The 20,020-nt window shown below is 68.8% G+C and carries 19 protein-coding genes; 11 read left to right on the forward strand and 8 right to left on the reverse strand.

From position 1 onward, the window contains the following. Positions 1-138: 138 nt before the first annotated feature. Positions 139-1,323 carry an acyl-CoA dehydrogenase family protein gene (locus RG19_RS07550; RefSeq protein ID WP_425599724.1) on the reverse strand — a complete coding sequence of 395 codons (1,185 nt, stop codon included), beginning with the start codon at positions 1,321-1,323 and terminating at the stop codon, positions 139-141. A gap of 95 nt (positions 1,324-1,418) precedes the next feature. On the opposite strand from RG19_RS07550, the gene RG19_RS07555 reads away from it, so the two are divergent. From RG19_RS07555 to RG19_RS07570, 4 genes are all read left to right on the forward strand, one after another. Then, positions 1,419-2,357: an ArsR/SmtB family transcription factor gene (locus RG19_RS07555; protein ID WP_058834747.1), complete on the forward strand. Its 939-nt coding sequence runs from the start codon at positions 1,419-1,421 to the stop codon at positions 2,355-2,357. Then, positions 2,354-3,445 carry a homocysteine S-methyltransferase family protein gene (locus RG19_RS07560; protein ID WP_058834748.1) on the forward strand — a complete coding sequence of 364 codons (1,092 nt, stop codon included), beginning with the start codon at positions 2,354-2,356 and terminating at the stop codon, positions 3,443-3,445. Before RG19_RS07555 ends, RG19_RS07560 begins: the two co-directional genes overlap by 4 nt. 117 nt (positions 3,446-3,562) lie before the next feature. Then, positions 3,563-6,277 (forward strand): methionine synthase, encoded by a 2,715-nt coding sequence (gene metH, locus RG19_RS07565; protein ID WP_058834749.1) that lies wholly within the window; start codon positions 3,563-3,565, stop codon positions 6,275-6,277. Between the two features lie 386 nt (positions 6,278-6,663). After that, a complete protein-coding gene (locus RG19_RS07570; RefSeq protein WP_082672547.1) occupies positions 6,664-8,094 on the forward strand; it encodes an amidohydrolase family protein in 1,431 nt (476 codons plus the stop codon). 4 nt (positions 8,095-8,098) lie between these two features. Here RG19_RS07570 and RG19_RS07575 read toward each other — a convergent pair whose 3' ends face one another. The 6 genes from RG19_RS07575 to RG19_RS07600 all read right to left on the reverse strand — a co-directional run bounded on the left by RG19_RS07575 (position 8,099) and on the right by RG19_RS07600 (position 12,471). Beyond that, the gene (locus RG19_RS07575) at positions 8,099-8,917 is read right to left on the reverse strand and encodes an alpha/beta fold hydrolase (RefSeq protein ID WP_058836479.1); all 819 of its coding nucleotides are present in this window, start codon (positions 8,915-8,917) and stop codon (positions 8,099-8,101) included. A gap of 49 nt (positions 8,918-8,966) precedes the next feature. Then, complete coding sequence (locus RG19_RS07580) at positions 8,967-9,605, reverse strand: DUF2058 domain-containing protein (protein WP_058834750.1); 639 nt, start codon at positions 9,603-9,605, stop codon at positions 8,967-8,969. Between the two features lie 13 nt (positions 9,606-9,618). Continuing rightward, a complete protein-coding gene (locus RG19_RS07585) occupies positions 9,619-9,840 on the reverse strand; it encodes a SlyX family protein (protein WP_058836480.1) in 222 nt (73 codons plus the stop codon). A gap of 130 nt (positions 9,841-9,970) precedes the next feature. Beyond that, entirely contained in the window at positions 9,971-10,726 is a 756-nt protein-coding gene (locus tag RG19_RS18365; RefSeq protein ID WP_058834751.1) for an FKBP-type peptidyl-prolyl cis-trans isomerase, read from the reverse strand. 70 nt (positions 10,727-10,796) lie between these two features. Then, positions 10,797-11,735 (reverse strand): BamJ family beta-barrel-assembly machinery protein, encoded by a 939-nt coding sequence (bamJ, locus tag RG19_RS07595; protein ID WP_058834752.1) that lies wholly within the window; start codon positions 11,733-11,735, stop codon positions 10,797-10,799. Between the two features lie 169 nt (positions 11,736-11,904). Beyond that, positions 11,905-12,471, reverse strand: coding sequence for a glutathione peroxidase (locus tag RG19_RS07600; protein WP_058834753.1), 567 nt, complete (start codon positions 12,469-12,471; stop codon positions 11,905-11,907). A 168-nt stretch (positions 12,472-12,639) separates the two neighbouring features. On the opposite strand from RG19_RS07600, the gene RG19_RS07605 reads away from it, so the two are divergent. The 6 genes from RG19_RS07605 (at position 12,640) to RG19_RS07630 (ending at position 16,971) form a co-directional block, all read left to right on the forward strand. After that, positions 12,640-13,011: a hypothetical protein gene (locus tag RG19_RS07605; protein WP_157515197.1), complete on the forward strand. Its 372-nt coding sequence runs from the start codon at positions 12,640-12,642 to the stop codon at positions 13,009-13,011. Between the two features lie 3 nt (positions 13,012-13,014). After that, a complete protein-coding gene (locus tag RG19_RS07610; RefSeq protein ID WP_058834755.1) occupies positions 13,015-13,386 on the forward strand; it encodes a GntR family transcriptional regulator in 372 nt (123 codons plus the stop codon). Further along, positions 13,383-14,258, forward strand: a complete 876-nt coding sequence (locus tag RG19_RS07615) for an ABC transporter ATP-binding protein (protein WP_058834756.1) — start codon at positions 13,383-13,385, stop codon at positions 14,256-14,258. Before RG19_RS07610 ends, RG19_RS07615 begins: the two co-directional genes overlap by 4 nt. Next, the gene (locus tag RG19_RS07620; protein ID WP_058834757.1) at positions 14,255-15,286 is read left to right on the forward strand and encodes an ABC-2 transporter permease; all 1,032 of its coding nucleotides are present in this window, start codon (positions 14,255-14,257) and stop codon (positions 15,284-15,286) included. Before RG19_RS07615 ends, RG19_RS07620 begins: the two co-directional genes overlap by 4 nt. Positions 15,287-15,356: 70 nt before the next feature. Continuing rightward, the gene (locus tag RG19_RS07625) at positions 15,357-16,187 is read left to right on the forward strand and encodes a GIN domain-containing protein (RefSeq protein WP_058834758.1); all 831 of its coding nucleotides are present in this window, start codon (positions 15,357-15,359) and stop codon (positions 16,185-16,187) included. A 16-nt stretch (positions 16,188-16,203) separates the two neighbouring features. Further along, entirely contained in the window at positions 16,204-16,971 is a 768-nt protein-coding gene (locus RG19_RS07630; RefSeq protein WP_157515198.1) for a hypothetical protein, read from the forward strand. Between the two features lie 94 nt (positions 16,972-17,065). Here the strand turns inward: RG19_RS07630 and RG19_RS07635 are convergent, their stop codons facing one another. Further along, entirely contained in the window at positions 17,066-18,457 is a 1,392-nt protein-coding gene (locus RG19_RS07635) for a class II fumarate hydratase (protein WP_058834760.1), read from the reverse strand. Positions 18,458-18,647: 190 nt separating this feature from the next. On the opposite strand from RG19_RS07635, the gene purB reads away from it, so the two are divergent. Then, the gene (gene purB, locus RG19_RS07640) at positions 18,648-20,015 is read left to right on the forward strand and encodes an adenylosuccinate lyase (RefSeq protein ID WP_058834761.1); all 1,368 of its coding nucleotides are present in this window, start codon (positions 18,648-18,650) and stop codon (positions 20,013-20,015) included. Positions 20,016-20,020: the final 5 nt, after the last annotated feature.

Consider the following 20,020-nt stretch of genomic DNA (forward strand, 5'->3'; position numbering starts at 1 on the left):
CATGGGGGATTTGATTCAGAGCGGCACGACGGAAACGACAGGAATGTCGGGCATCGGCAGCGCACGGCTGGCGACCGCGCGCGCGACGATGGCGCGGCTGACGACGGCGGGGCGGGCGATGCACGACATCGGGACGCTTCAGCGCAGGCCGGTTTCGTTGCGGGCGATGACCAGGCGCTGGATCTCGCTGGTGCCCTCGTAGATCTCGGTGATCTTGGCGTCGCGGAAGTAACGTTCCACGGGCATTTCCTTGGAATAGCCCATGCCGCCGTGGATCTGCACCGCCTGGTGGGTGATCCACATCGCCGCCTCGGACGCGGTCAGCTTGGCGACCGACGCTTCGGTGGTGAACTTCTTCCCCTGGCCCTTCAGCCAGGCCGCGCGCAGCGTGAGCAGCAGCGAGGCGTCCAGCTTGCACTTCATGTCGGCGATCTTGGCCTGGGTCATCTGGAACGCGCCGATGGGCTGACCGAAGGCCTTGCGCTCACGCACGTACTCGAGGGTCGCCTCGTAGGCGGCGCGCGCCAGCCCGATCGCCTGCGAGGCGATGCCGATGCGGCCGGCGTCGAGCACGCTCATCGCGATCTTGAAGCCCTGGCCTTCCGCGCCGAGCACATCCTCCGGGCGGGCCACGTAATCCTGGAACTCGATTTCGCAGGTGGCCGAGGCCCGGATACCGAGCTTGGGCTCGGTCTTGCCGCGGTGGAAACCGTCGCGGTCGCCATCGACCAGAAATGCGGTGATCCCGCGCGCGCCCTGATCGGGATCGGTCATCGCGAACAGGACGAAATACTTGGCCACCGGGCCCGAAGTGATCCAGCTCTTCTTGCCGTTGATCACGTAGCTGCCGTCGTCACGCTTGACCGCGCGACAGCGCATCGCCGTCGCGTCGGAGCCGGACTGGGGCTCGGTCAGCGCGAATGCGCCGATCTCGCGGCCTTCGGCGATGGCCCGCACGTAGGTCTGCTTCTGCTCCTCGGTGCCGTGGGTCAGGATGCCGTTGCAGAACAGCGAGTTGTTGACCGACATGATGGTCGAGTGCGCAGCGTCGCCGGCGGCGATTTCCACCATCGCCAGCGCGTAGGCCACCGGATCCATTCCGGCGCCACCGTATTCGGTGGGCACTTCGATGCCCATCAGCCCGTTCTCGCCCAGCAGGCGGATGTTGTCCAGCGGGAATTCGCCGCTCTTGTCGAAGGCCTCGGCCGACGGCGCGATCTTCTCCTGCGCGATGCGACGCGCCACGTCCTGGATCATCAACTGCTCTTCGCTGAAACCGAACTCCACGTCGCACACCTCTGGACCTTGATCGGAAGCCGGAATTGTAGCCGCGCACGCGCGCAAACCCCACTCTTGCCGGTTGACGCCGGAACGCCTCGCGCGCAGACTTATCTCATTATCGCGATACAAAGATATTCATGAATCTCGAGAGCTGGTCCGCACGTCTGAAAGTGCTCGCCGACGCCACCCGCGTGCGACTTCTCGCCTTGCTGGAGGGCGAGGAACTCACCGTCGCCGAGCTGGCCGCGATCACCCGCCTGGCCCAGCCGCGGGTGTCCACCCACCTCGCGAAGCTGAAGGAAGCCGGACTGGTGCGCGACCGCCGCGCCGGGGTTTCGGCTTATTACCGCTTCGACGACGCCCAGCTCGACGCCGCCCTGCGCACCCTGTGGATCACCTTGCGCGACGGCAGCGACGACCCGCTGCTGCGCCAGGACGCCGAGCGCGTTCCCGGTGTGCTGGCGATGCGCGCAGCCGACCAGAACTGGGCCGACTCCGTGGCCGGCGACATGGAACGCCACTATTCACCGGGCCGCACCTGGGAAGCCCTGGCACGATCCGCGCTGCCGTTGCTCGAGACCGGCGACGTCCTCGACATCGCCTCCGGCGATGGCGTGCTGGCCGAACTGCTGGCGCCGCACGCCCACCGCTACGTCTGCATCGACACCAGCGCCCGCGTCGTGAACGCCGCGGCCGAGCGACTCAAGCGTTACCGCAACGTCGAGGTCCGCGAGGGCGACATGCACGCGCTCACCCTCGACGACGCCAGCTTCGACCTGGTGGTCCTGATGCATGCGCTGACCTACGCCGCCAAGCCGGCTCAGGCCGTGGCCGAGGCGGCGCGCGTGCTGCGACCCGGCGGTCGCCTGTTGCTGACCAGTCTGGCGCGGCACGAACACCGCGCCGCCGTCGAGGCGTACGGGCACGTGAATCTCGGCTTCACCGACCGCGAACTGCGGCGCTTCGTCGACAAGGCCGGGCTGTCGCTGCAGAGCATCACCACCGTGACCCGGGAGAAGCGCCCCCCGCACTTCGAGGTGCTCTCGCTGATCGCCTCGAAGGAGGCCGACCGATGAGCGCCGCCCTGCCCTGGCGCGACCCGGACCGTGTGGCCGCGCTGGAAGACGCCCTCGCCCGCCGCATCCTGATCATCGACGGCGCGATGGGCACCATGATCCAGCGCGAGACGCTGGACGAGCACGATTACCGCGGCGAGCGCTTTGCCGACGGCATCGACTCGCAGGCGCCGGACACCGCACCGCCCGGCACGCCCGGCCGCGAACTCAAGGGCAACAACGACCTGCTGACCCTGACCCGTCGCGACCTCATCTTCGGCATCCACCGCGCTTACCTGGAAGCCGGCGCGGATCTGGTCGAGACCAATACCTTCAACGCCACCGCGGTCAGCCAGGCCGACTACGGCCTCGAGCATCTCGTGCACGAACTCAACCGGGAAGGCGCCCGGGTCGCCCGCGACGCCTGCGACGCGGTGGAGGCGACCATGCCGGGGCGCCCCCGCTTCGTGATCGGCGTGCTCGGCCCGACCAGCCGTACCGCCTCGATCAGCCCCGACGTCAACGATCCCGGTTTCCGCAACACCAGCTTCGATGCGCTGCGCGACACCTATGCCGAAGCCACGCGCGGCCTGGTCGAGGGCGGCGCCGATGTGCTGATGGTCGAGACCGTGTTCGACACGCTCAACGCCAAGGCCGCGCTGTTCGCGATCGAGGACGTCTTCGCCGAGATCGGAAACCGTCTGCCGGTGATGATCTCCGGCACGATCACCGACGCTTCCGGGCGCACGCTGTCCGGCCAGACCGCCGAGGCGTTCCAGGTCTCGCTGGCGCACGCGCAGCCCCTGGCGATCGGCCTCAACTGCGCGCTCGGCGCCCGCGACTTGCGGCCCCACGTGGAGGCGCTGGCGCGGATCGCCCCTTCCTGTGTCAGCGTCCACCCGAACGCCGGCCTGCCCAACGCCTTCGGCGGATACGACGAAACGCCCGAGGACATGGCGGAGGTGCTGCACGAGTTCGCCCAGTCCGGCCTGGTCAACCTGGTCGGCGGCTGCTGCGGCACGACCCCGGACCACATCCGCGCGATCGCGGACGCGGTCGACAACATCCCCCCCCGCAGGCGCGCGGAGGCGCCGGCGCATGCGGCTTGATGCGCTGTGCCACGCCCGCCATGACGCGCCGTGCATGGGCGCGGACGGCGCGACGCCCGTGACGATGCGACCTCGTCGTCCTTACCGGCCTCGATCCGCCGCCGACCAGGCTTTCCGATGACCCAGCTGCATCGCCATACCCGCCTGTCCGGCCTCGAGCCGCTGGTGATCACGCCCGACCTGCTGTTCGTCAACGTGGGCGAGCGCACCAACGTCACCGGCAGTGCGCAGTTCCGCAAGATGGTCAAGGAGGACCGCTTCGAGGAGGCGGTCGAGGTCGCACGCCAGCAGGTCGCCAGCGGTGCGCAGATCCTCGACGTCAACATGGACGAGGGTCTGATCGATTCCGCCCGTGCGATGACCCGCTTTCTCAACCTGATCGCGTCCGAGCCCGACATCGCCCGCATCCCGGTGATGGTGGACTCGTCGAAGTGGGAGGTCATCGAGGCCGGCCTGAAATGCCTGCAGGGCAAGGGCGTGGTGAACTCGATCTCGCTCAAGGAGGGCGAGGCCGCCTTCGTCGCCCAGGCGCGCACGGTGCTGCGCTACGGCGCGGCCGCAGTGGTCATGGCGTTCGACGAACAGGGCCAGGCCGACACCTGCGCGCGCAAGGTCGAGATCTGCAGCCGCGCCTACCGGATCCTGACCGAGGACGTGGGCTTCCCGCCCGAGGACATCATCTTCGACCCGAACATCTTCGCGGTCGCTACCGGCATCGAGGAGCACGACAACTACGCCGTCGACTTCATCGAGGCCACCCGGATCATCAAGGACACCCTGCCGCACTGCCACGTGTCCGGGGGCGTGTCCAACGTGTCGTTCTCCTTCCGCGGCAACGAGACGGTGCGCCAGGCCATCCACGCCGTCTTCCTGTATCACGCCATCGCCGCCGGCATGGACATGGGCATCGTCAACGCGGGGGCCCTGCCCATCGTCGACGACCTCGATGCGGAGCTGCGCGAACGGGTCGAGGATGTGGTGCTCAACCGTCGCCGCGACGCCACCGAGCGTCTGCTGGAGATCGCCGAACGCTACAAGGGCCGCAAGGGCGAGGCGAAGGTCGAGGACCTGGCCTGGCGCGAACGTCCGGTGCGCGAACGTCTCGCACATGCGCTGGTACACGGCATCGACGCCTTCGTCGAGCCCGACACCGAGGAATGCCGCCGGGAGGCGAAGCGTCCGCTGGACGTGATCGAAGGCCCGCTGATGGACGGCATGAACGTCGTCGGCGACCTGTTCGGCGCCGGCAAGATGTTCCTGCCGCAGGTGGTCAAATCCGCGCGGGTGATGAAGAAGGCCGTGGCCTACCTGCTGCCCTACATCGAGGCGGAAAAGGCGGCCGGCGGCGATGCCGGACGCTCCAACGGCCGCATCGTGATGGCGACGGTCAAGGGCGACGTACACGACATCGGCAAGAACATCGTCGGTGTGGTGCTGGCCTGCAACAACTTCGAGGTGGTGGATCTCGGGGTGATGGTCGCGGCCCAGACCATCCTCGACAAGGCGCGCGAGGTCGACGCCGACCTGATCGGTCTGTCCGGGCTGATCACGCCGTCGCTGGAGGAAATGAGCCATGTCGCACGGGAACTGCAACGGCAGCGGTTCGAGATCCCGCTGCTGATCGGTGGCGCGACCACCTCGCGCGCACACACCGCGCTCAGGATCGACCCGCACTACGAGGCGCCGACGGTCTGGGTCAAGGATGCCTCGCGCGCGGTCGGCGTCGCCCAGTCGCTGATTTCCACGGAACGGCGCGCGGCCTTCGTCGCCGCCAACGACGCCGACTACGCCGAGATCCGCCAGCGCCACGCCAACCGGGGCGACGCCAAGCGCCTGGTCTCGCTGGGCAAGGCTCGCGCACAGCGCTTCGACGGCGGATGGGACGCGTACGTGCCGCCGGCTCCGAACAGACCCGGGCTGCACGTGTTCGACGACTACCCGCTGGACGAGCTGGTCGACAGCATCGACTGGACGCCGTTCTTCCAGGCCTGGGAGCTGGCCGGGAAGTTCCCGGCGATCCTGGACGACGAGATCGTCGGCACCCAGGCGACCGAGCTGTATCGCGACGCGCGCGCCATGCTCGACACCATCGTCGCGGAAAGGTGGCTCACTGCCAAGGCCGTGTTCGGCCTCTGGCCCGCGCACAGCATCGGCGACGATGTGGAGGTGCTGGTCGGCGATCCGGATCCCGCGGCCGGGACGGCGTCTGCGCGTACGATGCTGCACTTCCTGCGCCAGCAGGTCGACAAACCCGTCGACCGTCCCGACTTCTGCCTGGCGGACTTCATCGCCCCCCGCGACAGCGGTGTGCAGGACTGGATCGGTGCATTCGCGGTCACCGCCGGCATCGGCATCGACGCGCACGTCGCCCGCTTCGAGGCCGACCACGACGACTACAACGCGATCCTGCTCAAGGCCCTGGCCGATCGCCTGGCCGAATCGCTCGCCGAACGCCTGCACCAGCGGGTACGCACCGACCACTGGGGCTACGCCGTCGACGAGGCGCTCGACAACGACGCACTGATCGCCGAGCGCTACCGCGGCATTCGGCCCGCGCCGGGCTATCCGGCATGTCCGGAACACAGCGAGAAGAGCACGTTGTTCGCGATGCTCGATGCGCCCGGCAAAGCCGGCATCACCCTGACCGAAAGCTTCGCGATGCTGCCCACCGCCGCCGTCTCGGGGTACTACTTCAGCCATCCACGGGCGCAGTACTTCGTGGTCGGCCGGGTATCGAAGGAACAGGTTGCCGACTACGCCCGCCGCAAGGGCGTCGAACTGCAGCAGGCCGAACGCTGGCTGGCGACCAATCTCGACTACGACCCCGAGTAGCTCCAGACAACCCGACCGTCCCGAAGCGACCGCATTCCAGGCACCGCATCGCCGACGAAGTCGCTCCCGCACGGCACCATCGCCCCTCTCCCGCCAGCGGGAAAGGGGTTGGGGTGGGGCATTCCGCCTGCCGCACGATCCAAAGCCCCTCATCCGCCCCTGCGGGGCACCTTCTCCCGCCTGCGGGAGAAGGCGAAACGCCACGACAGGCCGGGCGCTATCGCCCCTCTCCCGCAGGCGGGAGAGGGGTTGGGGTGAGGGCACTTCGCCTGCCGCACGATCCAAAGCCCCCCGTCCGCCCCTGCCGTCAACTTCCCCATCTCACACCCCACGCACCCCAAGGCCGCTACCCTGACCGGCGCACCCGCCCGACAGGATCAAGCTGCATGCCCCTTCCCCGCGTCCACCCCGCCCTCGCACCGCTCGCCCTGGTCGCCATCGCCTTGCTGTCCGGATGTGGCGAGCGCGCGCCCGCCACGTCCGGCGATCGGGTGCCGCCGGCCAGCAACGCGGCTCCGGATGCCGACGCGTCCGCGCTCCTGTTCGAAGGCGCACGCGTGTTCGACGGCACCAAGGATCTGGGTGTGGTGTCGGTGCTGGTCCGCGACGGCCGGATCGAAGCCATCGGCGACACTCTCGACGCGCCGGACGACGTGCGTCGGATCGACTACGACGGCCACTGGCTGATCCCGGGCCTGGTGAGCGATCACTCCCATCTCGGCAACACCGACGGCACCGAGCACGGCGACCGCTTCTACACCCGCGACAACGTCGTACGCGACTTGCGCCGCTTCCAGGCCTTCGGCGTCACCACCGTCACCTCGTTGGGCATCAACGGCGAGGCGTTCTACGACATCCGCGCCGAGGTCAACGGCGATCCTGCGCTCGGCGCCTATCTGCTCGGCGCCGGTCCGGGCGTGGGCGTTCCCGGCGGCGCGCCGCCCGCCGCCAACATGGGCCTGACCGCGGACCTGATCGCACGTCCGACCGACGCCGACGGCGCCCGTGCCGCGGTCCGCGAGCAGGCCGAGCGCGGCATCGACATCGTCAAACTGTGGGTCGACGATCTCGGCGGCAACGCACCGCAGATGCAACCGGAGGTCTACCGCGCCGCGATCGAGGAAGCCCACGCCCGCGACCTGAAGGTGGCCGCGCACATCCACGACCTCGCCCCGGCCACCGACCTGGTCGTCAGCGGCGTCGACGTCATCGCCCATGGCGTGCGCGACGCACCTGTGGACGACGCCCTGATCGACGCGATGCGGCGCAACGGCACCTGGTACATCCCGACCGTGCAGATCGACGAGGCCAACTACCTCTACGCCGAGAATCCTGGCCTGCTCGACGAAGAGCCCGCGCTGCGTGCCGCGCTGCCCGAGGCACTGCGCACGCAGTTCGCCGATCCTGCGTGGCAGGAGCGCCAGCGCTCGGGCGACAACATTCCGGCGGCGAAGGCGGCGGTCGAAATGAACCTGCGCAATCTGCGCACCCTGCACGAGGCCGGGGTGCGCATCGGCTTCGGTACCGATTCCGGCGCACTGCCGCACCGGGTGATCGGCTTCGCCGAGCATCGCGAACTCGAGCTCATGACCCAGGCCGGCTTCAGCGCGCAACAGGCCCTGACCGTCGCCACCCGCGACGCCGCCGAGCTGCTTGGCCTGGACGATCGCGGCGTCATCGCGGCCGGGCGCCGTGCCGATTTCGTGGTGCTCGACGCCGATCCGCTGACCGACATCCGCAATACCCGGCGCATCCAGGCGGTCTGGCAGGCAGGCCAGGAAGTCGGCGGCCCGGTGACCGCGTTCGAGATCGACTGACGCACTATGCCGCCCGATGTCCTGCCGCCGCCTCGCACTCGTCGATGGCGGCCAGGATCCGGGTGGCGGTTTCGTCGGGACGTTCCATCGGGTACAGATGCCCGCCCTCGACCCATTGCACGCGCGCGCCGACCACCTGTCGTGTCGTGCGCAGACCGATCTGCGCCACCTCGCGAGACCGGAGGCCACCGATGAACGCGACCGGCATCGGCAAGCCCATTGCCGCGGTGCGCACGCTGCCGGTCGGCAGCGTGCCGTAGATGCGATGTTCGATATCGCGGTCGAACCAGAGCCGCCGTCCGCCCGCGGGGTCCGGTCCAGTGCCATGGGTCGCGTAGTCGCGCAGGACCTCGGGATGCCAGCGCGCGAAGCCCGGCTTGGCCGCGAAGTGCGCGGTCACGGCCTCGACATCCGTCCAGTGCGTCCGCCGCTGCAATGTCTGTCGCAGCGGCATCAGGTGCCGGTCCAGCCCGGTACGGCGCCCGATCTTGAGCACGCGCTCGGTCCAGCGGCCGATCAACGGCGAATCCAGCAGAACCACGCCGGCTACCCGTGTCGGCACCCGCGCGGCCGCCAGCACGCTCAGGTAACCGCCGAGGGAGTGCCCGACCAGCCACGTGCGACCGTCCACCGGCAGCGCCTCGATGTGGTCGACCAGTTGTCGCGCCAGTCCGTGCCAGCCACGCGCGACCGGGTAATCGGGCCCGTGACCGAAGCGCTCGACGCCGGACACTTCGAACCGTCCGGCCAGTGTCGAGAGCAGACGCCGATACGTCGCCACCGGGAATCCGTTGGCGTGCGAGAACACCAGGCGATCGCGCATCGGCCGGCCCGGGGGCTGCGTTCCGCTCACCCTGGCGCCCCCGACCGGATCACCAGACGAGGTCGTCGGGCACCTGGTACTTGGGGTCCGCATAGGGATCGGCCTCGGCCGGCGCGTCGGGGTCCACCTTCAGCGCCACCGCGGGTGCGAACACCGCTTCCGCCTCCGCCAGCACCGCCGCGGCCACCAACAGATAGCGGCCGTTGTTCTGCAGCACGCCCAACTCACCGGCATTGAGCGCCTGCAACTGCTCGCTCGTGACATAGATCCGCTTGATCTTGCCGCCGTACTCGAAGTGGCGGGCGATGTCCGCCTCCTCGCGGTTGAGCGCCTTGCCCTGCACGAGGGCGGCGAGCTTCGCGCGCGCCTCGCGGCGCAGGCGCGCCTCCTCCTGCTTGACGCGCTCGGCCTCGATGCGCTCGTCCTTTTCCCTCTGCGCGCGGATCGCGTAGGCCTTGGCCAGATCGATGTCCTCGCGGCTGCGCGGCTTGTTGCCGCCACGGCCGCGCGCATCGCCGGACTTGCGCTGGGCGCCTTCGGGTCGTCCATCCGCCTTGCGGCCCTGCGGGCGCTCGCGCTCGGGCCGGCCCTTGGCCTTGTGCGGCGGCCGGGCCGCGGGCTTGGGCGCCGGCTTCGGGACCGGCTTGAAGCCCAGGCCGAGCAACTGGTCGCGGAGGGTATCGCTCATGGCGTCGCGTCCATTAATAGTGCGGCGGGGGCGGCTCTTCCGCCGGATCGGCGTAGAACGCGCCGCGCGCCTGTTTGAGTTCGTCGAGGCTGCGCCGCAGCAGTTCCCTGCTCTGCGCAGCCTCCTTGCGCAATGCCGCCAGGGCATCGCTGAGTTCGGTCAGGGTCTGGTCCTGGAAAGCGACACGCGTTTCCAGCTCCACGACCCGCTGTTCGAGATCCTGCGTCATCTTCATCCGCATCCGCCGGTCGCCGCCGGACCGGCCCATGGTACGCCCGCCGGTTGGGCGGTGCGCGGCGGCACGAGGCCGGAACGCCGGGCATGCGCGGGCGGCCCGACGCCGTCGCGCGCACGCCCGGTCACCGTCATTCGCCTGCCGGCAGGACCTCGAGCAGCTCGACTTCGAACTGCAGCGCGGCGTTGGGCGGAATCGGGCCTGCGCCCTGCTCGCCGTAGGCCTGCGCGGCCGGAATCCACAGGCGGTACTTGGCGCCCGGCTGCATCAGCTGGAGACCTTCCTGCCAGCCCGGGATGATCTCGGCCAGCGCGAACTCCACCGGCTCGCCACGCTCGATCGAGCTGTCGAACACGGTGCCGTCGAGCAGGCGCCCCTCGTAGTGCACGCGTACACGGTCGTTCGCGGTCGGCGCGGTGCCTTCGCCGGCGGTCAGTACTTCGTACTGCAGGCCCGACTCGGTGACTTCCACGCCGTCCTTGCCGGCATTCTCGGCCAGGAAGGTCTCGGCCTCCTCGATGCGCGCCTGGGCGTCGGCGGCCTGTCGCGCCTGCATGCGCGTGGCCAGGCCCTGCATCACCTGCATCACCTGCTCTTCGTTGAGCTTCGGCTCGCGCTCGTCGAGGGTGTCGCGGATGCCCTGCAGCATCGCGTCGAGATCGACTTCCTCCTGGACCGGCTTGATCGAGTTGCCGAGATCCAGCCCGATGACGTAACCGACCTGCTCGCGATTGCTGTCGAGGCCGTCCACCTGCACCGCCGGCGCCTCGTCACCAGCGGCTGCGGCCGGTGCGGCATCGTCGTCGACCTTCGAGCAGGCCGAGAGGATCAGCGCGGTGGACAGCGCCAGGGCGGACAGGGTCAGGCCGCTGCGGGAATTGTTCATGGGGACACTCCTGGGGGAAACGTGGATCGACGGCCGGACACGACGGTGTCCGGCCGGAAGGACGGCGCGATCAGAGGACGTCGAGCAGTTCGACATCGAACACCAGCGTGGAGTTCGGCGGTATCCCTTCGGTGCCGCGGGTGCCGTAACCCAGGCCGGACGGAATCCAGAAACGGAACTTGCTGCCGATCGGCATCAGGGCGACGCCCTCGGTCCAGCCCGGAATCACCTGGTTGAGGCCGAACTCGGCCGGACGTGCGCGCTCGTACGAGCTGTCGAACACGGAACCGTCGAGCAGCGCCCCCTGGTAGTGGACGCGCACGCGGTCCGACGGCACCGGCCGGCGGCCCGATCCTTGCCGTATCACGCGATACTGCAGCCCGGATGGCGTCGTCTGTACGCCCGCTTCCTCGCGATTGCGGGCCAGGAACGCTTCGCCCTCGGTCCGGTTGCGCTCGCCGGCCTGCGCGGCTTCGGCCTGCATGCGCTGCTGCACGCGATCGGAGAAGGTCTGGCGCAACGCATCGGCCTGGGTCGCGTCGAGCAGCAATTGGCCACCTTCGATCCGGGTCCGCAGGCCCTGGAGCACTACCGCCAGGTCCAGTTCGTCCTTGATCGGCTGCAGCGACCGGCCGATGTCCGCACCGACCATCAACCCCACCTTGGCGCGATCGACCTCCGGCGGCGGCGCACCCGGCGGCATACCGGGCGGCGTCTGGCCACCGCGCAACGCCACGCGCTGCATCAGCGCCTGCGCGGTCCCCGCGGTCTCCTGTTCGGACAGCAGCGGCTCGCCGCCGTCGAAGGCGTTGCGGATCGCGCGCTCCAACGCCGCGTAGTCCACATCCTCGCCGACCGGCTCGATCGATTGACCGACGTCCATGCCGACCATGTAGCTGATCCGTGCCTGCTCGCTCTCCAGGCTCTGCACCTGCGCCCCTACGGGGACGGCGACCGCACAGGCCACGACCAGACACAGCACGGCCGCGCCGCGCATCGCTTTGTTCATCGGGAACGCTCCGGGTTGAGGCGCCGGTCCTGCGGCGCGTAGCCGCGTATTGTGGCGGTCACCTCAGCCCGCGGGCAATCGTGGGCCGCGGCCGGCGTTCACGCGCCCCACCGCAGGGGCGCCCGAAAGACCGCACACAGACACCATGCGACCGTCCGGGCGGGGCCGCTCAGCGACCGGGGACGGGCGCCTGCAGCGCCTGCTCGATCGCCGAGACGATCGCCGGTTCGTCGGGCACCGTCTTGCTGCCCCAGTTCGCCAGCACCCGGCCGTCCCGGCCGACCAGATACTTGTGGAAGTTCCATTGCGGCACGGCGCCGTCGCTGCCTGCCGCGAGTTCCCGGAACAGACCGGTCGTCTCCGGTCCGACCACATGCACCCGCTCGAACATCGGAAAACGCACGCCGTAGGTCAGCGTGCAGAATTCGCGGATCTGCGCTTCGTCCTCGAATTCCTGTTCGCGGAAATCGCCCGACGGGAACCCCAGCACCGCGAACCCGCGGTCGGCGTACTTCGTGTGCAGCGCTTCGAGCGCCTCGAACTGCGGCGTGAGGCCGCACTTGCTCGCGGTATTGACCACCAACAGGACCTGGCCGCCGTACTGCGCCTGGAGATCGACGGGTTCGCGACCCGCCAGTGGACGGTATTCGTGGTTGAGGACACTGTCGGCCGCCATCGCTGAAACTCCAATCGACATCAATAAAGATACGCAAACGATTGATCTATAAATGTTCATCTCGATACCCCGCCCTGATTGATGCCATCGACACCGGTTTTTCGCCATCGGCGCTTGCACTCCGGCGTGGTGGTGTTATAGTCACATACAACACCGATCAACCAGGGCAGGAGATTCGCCATGGACCGTAGACGCCCCAACACGATACTGGCTTTGTCGTCCGCCGCGGTGGCCGCGTTCGTCGCGCTGCTCGGCCTGGCGATCGTCGGCGGGCCGCCGAGGCCTCTTTCCGTGGCGGAGCTGGCCGAACTGGCCCAGCCCATCGACCCGCCCGTGCCTTCGACGGTGTCCGCGGTGGTGCCCGCGGGCGTCACGACGACCCCGGATCGATCCGACGATCTCGACGCGCTCGCCTCCGCCGGACCGGCGATGGCGGACGCCGCCATGGATGCAGCCGCGGACACCGGCGGGCGCGCGATGGCCGGCGAAGGTGGCATCGTCGACATCGCGGAGGCCCGCGGGCGCGCCCGCGCCAAGCGCAAGGCCATCGCCATGCCCTACTTTTCATTCGCGCAGGGCCTGCGCGGCACCAGGAGCTGAGCCATGGCCGACATCCAATGGAACGACGGCGCTCCCATCTACAGACAGCTGAAGGAACGGGTGATCGCGATGATGCTCGACGGCGTACTCAAGCCCGGCGACGCACTGCCCTCGGTGCGCCAGGTCGCGGCCGAGTACCAGCTCAATCCGATCACCGTGTCGCGCGCCTACCAGGAACTGGCCGACGAGGCGCTGGTCGAAAAACGCAGAGGACTGGGCATGTTCGTCACCGAAGAAGCATCCAAGAAACTGCTGTCCAACGAACGCGAGCGCTTCCTGCGCGAGGAATGGCCGCTGGTCCTCGAACGCATCCAGCGCCTCGGGCTGTCGCTCGACGAGCTGATGAAGCCGGCCCGCAACGGAGGTGACGCATGAACATCGAGTCCCTGCCCCACGTCATCGAGGCCCGCGGCCTGCGCAAGGGCTACAAGAACTCGGTGGCGCTCGACGACACCACGTTCTCGATCGAGCCCGGTCGCATCGTCGGCCTGATCGGCCCCAACGGCGCCGGCAAGACCACCGCGCTCAAGGCCATTCTCGGCCTGATCGACGTCGAGGGCGAACTGAAGGTGCTCGGCCTCGACCCGCGCCGCGAACGCGACCGCCTGATGAACGATGTCTGCTTCATCGCCGATGTCGCCATCCTGCCGCGCTGGATCCGGGTCCGCGAGGCGATCGACTACGTCGAGGGCGTGCACCCACGCTTCGACCGCGCCCGCTGCGAACGCTTCCTCGCCAACACCCAGCTCAAGCCCAATGCCCGCGTGCGCGAGCTGTCCAAGGGCATGATCGTGCAGTTGCACCTGGCCTTGGTGATGGCCATCGATGCGCGCGTGCTGATCCTCGACGAGCCCACCCTCGGCCTGGACATCATCTACCGCAAGGAGTTCTACCAGCGGCTGCTGGAGGACTATTTCGACGAGCAGAAGACGATCATCGTGACTACCCATCAGGTCGAGGAGATCGAGCACATCCTCACCGACGTGATGTTCATCCGCGACGGCCGCATCGTGCTGCAGGCATCGATGGACGAGGTCGGTGCGCGCTTCGTCGAGGTCCTGGTCAGCGCCGACCAGGTCGAGGCCGCGCGCGCATTGGGGCCCATCGGCGAACGCGCCCTGCCGTTCGGCAAAACGGTGATGCTGTTCGACGGCATGTCGCCGGCCGGTCTGGCCGGCTACGGCGAGACCCGCACGCCGGGCCTGGCCGACCTGTTCGTGGCCCAGATGAAAGGAGCCTACGCATGAACGCGCAGAGCCAACCCCGCAACACGCCGGCCCTGCGCCGGAGGCATCCGTTCGGCATGTTGTTGCGCCGCGAATACTGGGAGCATCGCGGCGGCTTCCTGTGGGCGCCGGTGATCGCTGGCGGCATCTCGCTGCTGCTGACCATCGTGTTCTCGATCATCGCCGTGGTCGTCGCCCGCCGCGCGGCCGCCGAAGGCGAGCTGCAGATCGACGGCATGGTGGTCAACGGTCTCGACCTGGCCCTGCTCACCAGCCGCATGAGCGCGAGCGATCTGCAGCAACTGGCCGACGCGATCGACCTCAGCCTGGTGATGTCGTCGAGCTGGCCGTTCATCGTGATGGCCTTCGTGGTGTTCTTCTACTGCCTGGGCGCGCTCTACGACGACCGCAAGGACCGCAGCCTGCTGTTCTGGAAGTCGCTGCCGGTCTCCGATCGCGACACCGTGCTGTCGAAGGTCGCCAGTGCCCTGCTGGTGGCCCCGCTGCTGGCGACCGCCGCCGCACTGGTGACCATGTTCGCGCACCTGGTCGTGGTCAGCGTGCTGGTGATGTCCCACGGCGGCAGCGCGTGGCAGCTGCTCTGGGCCAGCGGCACGCCGTTCCGGCTCACGCTGTTCTTCATCGCGGCGATTCCGGTCTATGCCGCCTGGGCCCTGCCGACCGTGGGCTGGTTGCTGATGTGCTCGGCCTGGGCGCGCAGCAAGCCGTTCCTCTGGGCGTTGCTGATCCCCGTGCTGCTGGGCGTATGCGTGAGCGCGTTCAGCGTGATGGAGTACTTCGGCCAGACCACCGGCTGGTTCTGGCAGAACGTCGTCGCCCGGATGCTGTTGAGCGTGGTACCCGCCGGCTGGATGGACGCGATCAACCTCGGTGCCCTGGCCGAGTCATCCGAGGGCATGCGCCACCTGACGTCGCTGCCGACGCTGTACTCCACGTTCGCCTCGCCGAAGATGTGGATCGGCATGCTGGCGGGCGCCGCGATGATCGCGATCTCGGTCCGCCTGCGTCGCTGGCGCGAGGAAGGCTGACCCGCTGCCCCGGACCGTCGCGGACGGATCGCGCCGCGACGGTTCGTACCGAACCCAAGGAGCACACGCCATGAAACGCCTCGTCGCCCTCGCATTCGCCTGCGCCCTGCCGCTGTCGGCGCCCGTCCTGGCCCAGCAGCCGTGCGCGCATAGCCAGCCGCAGGCCCTGACGCTCGATACCGCCGGCGTCTCGCGGATCCTGTTCGACATCGGTCCCCACACCTTGCGCCTGCAGGGCGCCAGCGGCGGCGATCACCGCATCGAGGGTCGCGCCTGCGCCTCCAGCCAGAGCGATGTGGAGCGCCTGAGCGTCGCCCAGGAGCGCCGCGGCGATGTGCTTCATGTCACCCTCGCCCGCGAGGACCGGCGCGGGATCAGTCTCGGTTCGCGCTACGCCTACCTCAGCCTGGAAGGCCGCGTACCCGATGACCTGCTGATCCAGCTGAAGGTCGGCTCCGGCGACGCCCGGTTGACCGGTGCTTCGGCCGCCAGCATCGACGTCGGTTCCGGTGACGCCGAGCTGCGCGAGGTGCGTGGCCTGGTGACGGCCAAGGTCGGATCCGGCGACATCAAGCTGCACGACATCGGCGCCCTGAACCTGCTGTCGATCGGCTCGGGCGACGTCGAGGCCAGCCGGATCGGCGGCAACGTGGACGTCGGCAGTGTGGGATCCGGCGACCTCGAGCTGAGCGGTGCCGGCGGTGACGTCGAGATCGGAAGCCTCGGCTCGGGCGACATCGACCTGGCCGATATCGCCGGCAACGTCGTCGTGGGTTCGATCGGCTCCGGCGACCTCGATGTCCGCGATGTGCGCGGCGACCTCACCGTCCGAGCCAAGGGCAGCGGCGATATCGACCACCGCGGCATCGGCGGCACGATCGACCTCCCGCGCCGGCGCTGACGCCTTGGAGAACACCATGACCATATCCCGACAGCCTTCTTCCATGCGCGCCCGGGGCGCCGCCAGCGTCGTCCTGATGCTGACCGCCGCCTTCGCCCTGTCCGCCTGCGCTCGTGACGAGCCACCGCCCACATCCGACGCCCCCGGGGCGCCCACCGCCGCTGCGCCGGATGCCCAGGTGGGGCTCGTCGAGCGGACCACGCGGCAGGCGATCGAACGGGCCCGGGAAAAGATCGCCAGCGGAAACATCAGTGTCGGCGGCGGCGGATCGTCCGGCAGCGCCGTGATCTTGCAGGGTTCGCGCACCCAGCACGGCGACCTGCCAAGGGCCGAGATCAGTCCGGAGGGCGACTTCATCATCGACGGACGAACGCAATCGGTCGACGCCGGACAGCGTCGGCTGCTGCTCGCGCACCGCGCCAACATCGTCGCGGTCGCCGATGCCGGCATGGAAATCGGCATCCAGGGCGCGCAGCTCGGGTTGGGCGCCGCCCGCGAGGCACTGGGCGCAATCCTCGGCGGACAGACCGGCGACCTCGAGGCGCGCCTGCGCGCCGAGAGCGATCGGTTGGAGATCGATGCGAAGCGCATCTGCGACCGCATGCCGGCCCTGCTCGAATCCCAGCAGGCGCTGGCCGAGGCCCTGCCCGCATTCGAACCCTATGCACAAATGACCGCCGCGGACATCGACGAATGCCGCCGCGGCAGCGACAGCGACAGCGACGGCGCCTCCGACGCGTCCGCCGCGGCGCGCACCGCTCCGGCATCCGTCCACGCCGTCTGAGACGCCACGCGTCGCCCGTACGGACGAGCGGGCGACGACGCACTTGCGAATGCCTCCGGTCCCGCCGCGGGGCGGCCGACCGGAGACATCAACATCAGCCTCCGGAAGTGCCGTGGATCCCACCCCGGGTCAGCGCGACCGGATCGAGCAGCCCGCGCAGGGTCTTCTCGTCCAATCCGCTGTCTTCCAGCGCGACATCCAGTACCGGGCGACCTTCCTTGTAGGCGCGCTTGGCGATCGCCGCGCCTTTCTCGTAGCCGATCACGGGATTGAGCGCGGTGACCAGGATCGGATTGCGGTCCAGTGCGGAAGCGACGTTGTCGCCGCGGACGGTGAGGCCCGCGATGGCACTGTCGGCCAGCAGCCAGGAGACGTTGGACAGCAGTTGGATCGACTCCAGCAGGTTCGCCGCGATCAGCGGCAGCATCACATTGAGTTGGAAATTGCCGCTCTGCCCGGCCACGGTGATCGCGGTGTGGTGGCCCATCACCTGCGCGCAGGCCATGCAGGTCGCTTCGGGAATCACCGGATTGACCTTGCCCGGCATGATCGAGCTGCCGGGCTGCAGCGCCGGCAGTTCCACTTCGCCCAGACCGCCCAGCGGACCCGAATTCATCCAGCGCAGATCGTTGGCGATCTTCATCAGCGCCACCGCGGTCGCACTCAGCTGACCCGACAGCTCCACCGCATCGTCCTGGGCGGCGATGCCCTCGAACTTGTCGGCGGCGCTGTCGAACTTCACCCCGGTCTGCTTGCTCAGCGCCCGCGCAACGCGCGGTCCGAACTTGGCATCGGCGTTGATGCCGGTGCCGATGGCGGTGCCGCCGATGGGCAGCCGACGCAGGCGCTTGAGCGCATCCTGGAGACGGCCGCGCGCGGAGGTCAGCTGCGCCGACCACGCGCCGAACTCCTGCGCGAAGCTCAGCGGCATCGCGTCCATCAGATGCGTACGGCCGGTCTTGACCACCTTGCGCAGGCGCCGGCCACGGCGATCGATCGTACGTCCCAGGTGCTTGAGCGCCGGCAGCAGCTCGTCTTCCACCGCCAGCACCGCGCCGACCCGGATCGCGGTCGGCACCACATCGTTCGAACTCTGGCCCAGATTGACGTGATCGTTGGGGTGTACGGTCTGCGCACCGCCGGACGCCAGCCGGGCGATGACCTCGTTGGCGTTCATGTTGGACGACGTGCCCGAGCCGGTCTGATAGATGTCGACGGGGAAATGTGCGTCGTAGTCGCCCTCGGCCACGGCGAGTGCCGCTTTGCGGATCGCGGCCGCCGGGCGCTTGGGCAGCAGGCCGAGATCCTGGTTGGCTTCGGCCGCAGCGGCCTTGATCAGGCCCAGCGCCTGGATGAAACCGGCCGGCATCGGGCGGCCGGAGATCGGGAAATTGTCCACGGCGCGCTGGGTCTGCGCGCCCCACAGGGCGTCGGCAGGCACCTGCAGTTCGCCCATGCTGTCGTGTTCGATGCGGAACTCGGCCATTGCGGTCTCCTGGAGAATGTCTGATGCGGTGTCATGGGAGGTTGGCGGCGGCTCCGGCGAGCATACGCGAGCCCCGGTACGCGCCCGGTCACGATCGCGCGAGGGTTCCGCAGCGCCGTTCGGCATCGCGGCCTGCAGGCTGCACCCGGAGCGCCTAAAATGCGCGGCCCGCCCCGTCGATCACACCGCCATGACCGCTGCCGCCCTGCTCGCCCTGTCTCCGCTCGACGGCCGCTACGCCACCAAGGTCGACGCATTGCGGCCGATTTTTTCCGAGTACGGTCTGATCCGGGCGCGGGTGAAGGTCGAGGTGGAATGGCTGCTGGCGCTCGCCGCCGAGCCCGGCATCGGCGAACTGGCGGCGTTCTCCGACGCCGCGCGCGATCGCCTGCGGGCACTCGCGCGCGACTTCTCCGTCGACCACGCCGCGCGGGTCAAGGACATCGAGCGGATCACCAACCACGACGTCAAGGCGGTCGAGTACTTCATCAAGGAACAGCTCGCCGACGACGCCGAACTGGCGCCGGCGCTGGAATTCGTCCATTTCGCCTGCACCAGCGAGGACATCAACAACCTCAGCTACGGGGTGATGCTCGAACTGGCCCGCAGCGAGGTGCTGCTGCCGGCGCTGGACGATCTCGCCGCACGCCTGCGGTCGCTCGCCCACGCCCAGGCCGCACAGCCGATGCTGTCGCGCACGCACGGACAGACCGCCTCGCCCACCACGTTGGGCAAGGAGATCGCCAATGTCGTCGCCCGCCTGGAGCGCCAGCGCACGCAGATCGCGGCGGTCGAACTGACCGGCAAGATCAACGGCGCGGTGGGCAACTACAACGCCCACGTCGCGAGCTACCCCGATGTGGACTGGCCGACCTTCGCCGAGCGTTTCGTCACCGGCCTGGGGCTGGTCTTCAATCCGTACACCACCCAGATCGAGCCTCACGACAACATCGCCGAGATCGGCGACGCCGCGCGCCGCGCCAACACGGTGCTGATCGACCTGTCGCGCGACATCTGGGGCTACATTTCGCTGGGCTACTTCAAGCAGCGCCTCAAGGAAGGCGAAGTCGGGTCCTCGACCATGCCGCACAAGGTCAACCCGATCGACTTCGAGAACGCCGAAGGCAACTTCGGTGTCGCCAACGCCCTGTTCGAACACTTCGGCGCCAAACTGCCGATCAGCCGCTGGCAGCGCGACCTCACCGATTCCACCGTGCTGCGCGCACTGGGCACCGCGTTCGGCCACACCCAGGTGGCGCTGGACTCGCTGAGCAAGGGCCTCGGCAAGCTGGAGGTCAACCCGCAGCGTCTGGATGCCGACCTCGACGCCGCCTGGGAGGTCCTGGCCGAGGCCGTGCAGACGGTGATGCGCCGCCACGGCCTGCCCAATCCCTACGAGCAACTCAAGGCGCTGACCCGCGGCCAGGGCATCACCGCCGATTCCATGCGCGCCTTCGTGGAGTCCCTCGACCTGCCCGAGGACGCCAAGCAGTCGCTGCGCGATCTGACGCCGGGCCGCTATACCGGGCTGGCCGAACGGCTGGCGCGCGAGGTCTGATCCGC

Origin of the sequence: Luteimonas abyssi (assembly GCF_001482195.1) — a bacterium.
Taxonomy (GTDB): domain Bacteria; phylum Pseudomonadota; class Gammaproteobacteria; order Xanthomonadales; family Xanthomonadaceae; genus Luteimonas; species Luteimonas abyssi.

Excerpts from the sequence above, each read along its gene's own strand:
- RG19_RS07555 (WP_058834747.1), top strand. The coding sequence starts at position 1,419 with ATGAATCTCGAGAGCTGGTCCGCACGTCTGAAAGTGCTCGCCGACGCC.
- RG19_RS07560 (WP_058834748.1), top strand. The coding sequence starts at position 2,354 with ATGAGCGCCGCCCTGCCCTGGCGCGACCCGGACCGTGTGGCCGCGCTG.
- metH (WP_058834749.1), top strand. The coding sequence starts at position 3,563 with ATGACCCAGCTGCATCGCCATACCCGCCTGTCCGGCCTCGAGCCGCTG.
- RG19_RS07570 (WP_082672547.1), top strand. The coding sequence starts at position 6,664 with ATGCCCCTTCCCCGCGTCCACCCCGCCCTCGCACCGCTCGCCCTGGTC.
- RG19_RS07575 (WP_058836479.1), bottom strand. The coding sequence starts at position 8,917 with ATGCGCGATCGCCTGGTGTTCTCGCACGCCAACGGATTCCCGGTGGCG.
- RG19_RS07580 (WP_058834750.1), bottom strand. The coding sequence starts at position 9,605 with ATGAGCGATACCCTCCGCGACCAGTTGCTCGGCCTGGGCTTCAAGCCG.
- RG19_RS07585 (WP_058836480.1), bottom strand. The coding sequence starts at position 9,840 with ATGAAGATGACGCAGGATCTCGAACAGCGGGTCGTGGAGCTGGAAACG.
- RG19_RS18365 (WP_058834751.1), bottom strand. The coding sequence starts at position 10,726 with ATGAACAATTCCCGCAGCGGCCTGACCCTGTCCGCCCTGGCGCTGTCC.
- bamJ (WP_058834752.1), bottom strand. The coding sequence starts at position 11,735 with ATGAACAAAGCGATGCGCGGCGCGGCCGTGCTGTGTCTGGTCGTGGCC.
- RG19_RS07600 (WP_058834753.1), bottom strand. The coding sequence starts at position 12,471 with ATGAACATTTATAGATCAATCGTTTGCGTATCTTTATTGATGTCGATT.
- RG19_RS07610 (WP_058834755.1), top strand. The coding sequence starts at position 13,015 with ATGGCCGACATCCAATGGAACGACGGCGCTCCCATCTACAGACAGCTG.
- RG19_RS07615 (WP_058834756.1), top strand. The coding sequence starts at position 13,383 with ATGAACATCGAGTCCCTGCCCCACGTCATCGAGGCCCGCGGCCTGCGC.
- RG19_RS07620 (WP_058834757.1), top strand. The coding sequence starts at position 14,255 with ATGAACGCGCAGAGCCAACCCCGCAACACGCCGGCCCTGCGCCGGAGG.
- RG19_RS07625 (WP_058834758.1), top strand. The coding sequence starts at position 15,357 with ATGAAACGCCTCGTCGCCCTCGCATTCGCCTGCGCCCTGCCGCTGTCG.
- RG19_RS07630 (WP_157515198.1), top strand. The coding sequence starts at position 16,204 with ATGACCATATCCCGACAGCCTTCTTCCATGCGCGCCCGGGGCGCCGCC.
- RG19_RS07635 (WP_058834760.1), bottom strand. The coding sequence starts at position 18,457 with ATGGCCGAGTTCCGCATCGAACACGACAGCATGGGCGAACTGCAGGTG.
- purB (WP_058834761.1), top strand. The coding sequence starts at position 18,648 with ATGACCGCTGCCGCCCTGCTCGCCCTGTCTCCGCTCGACGGCCGCTAC.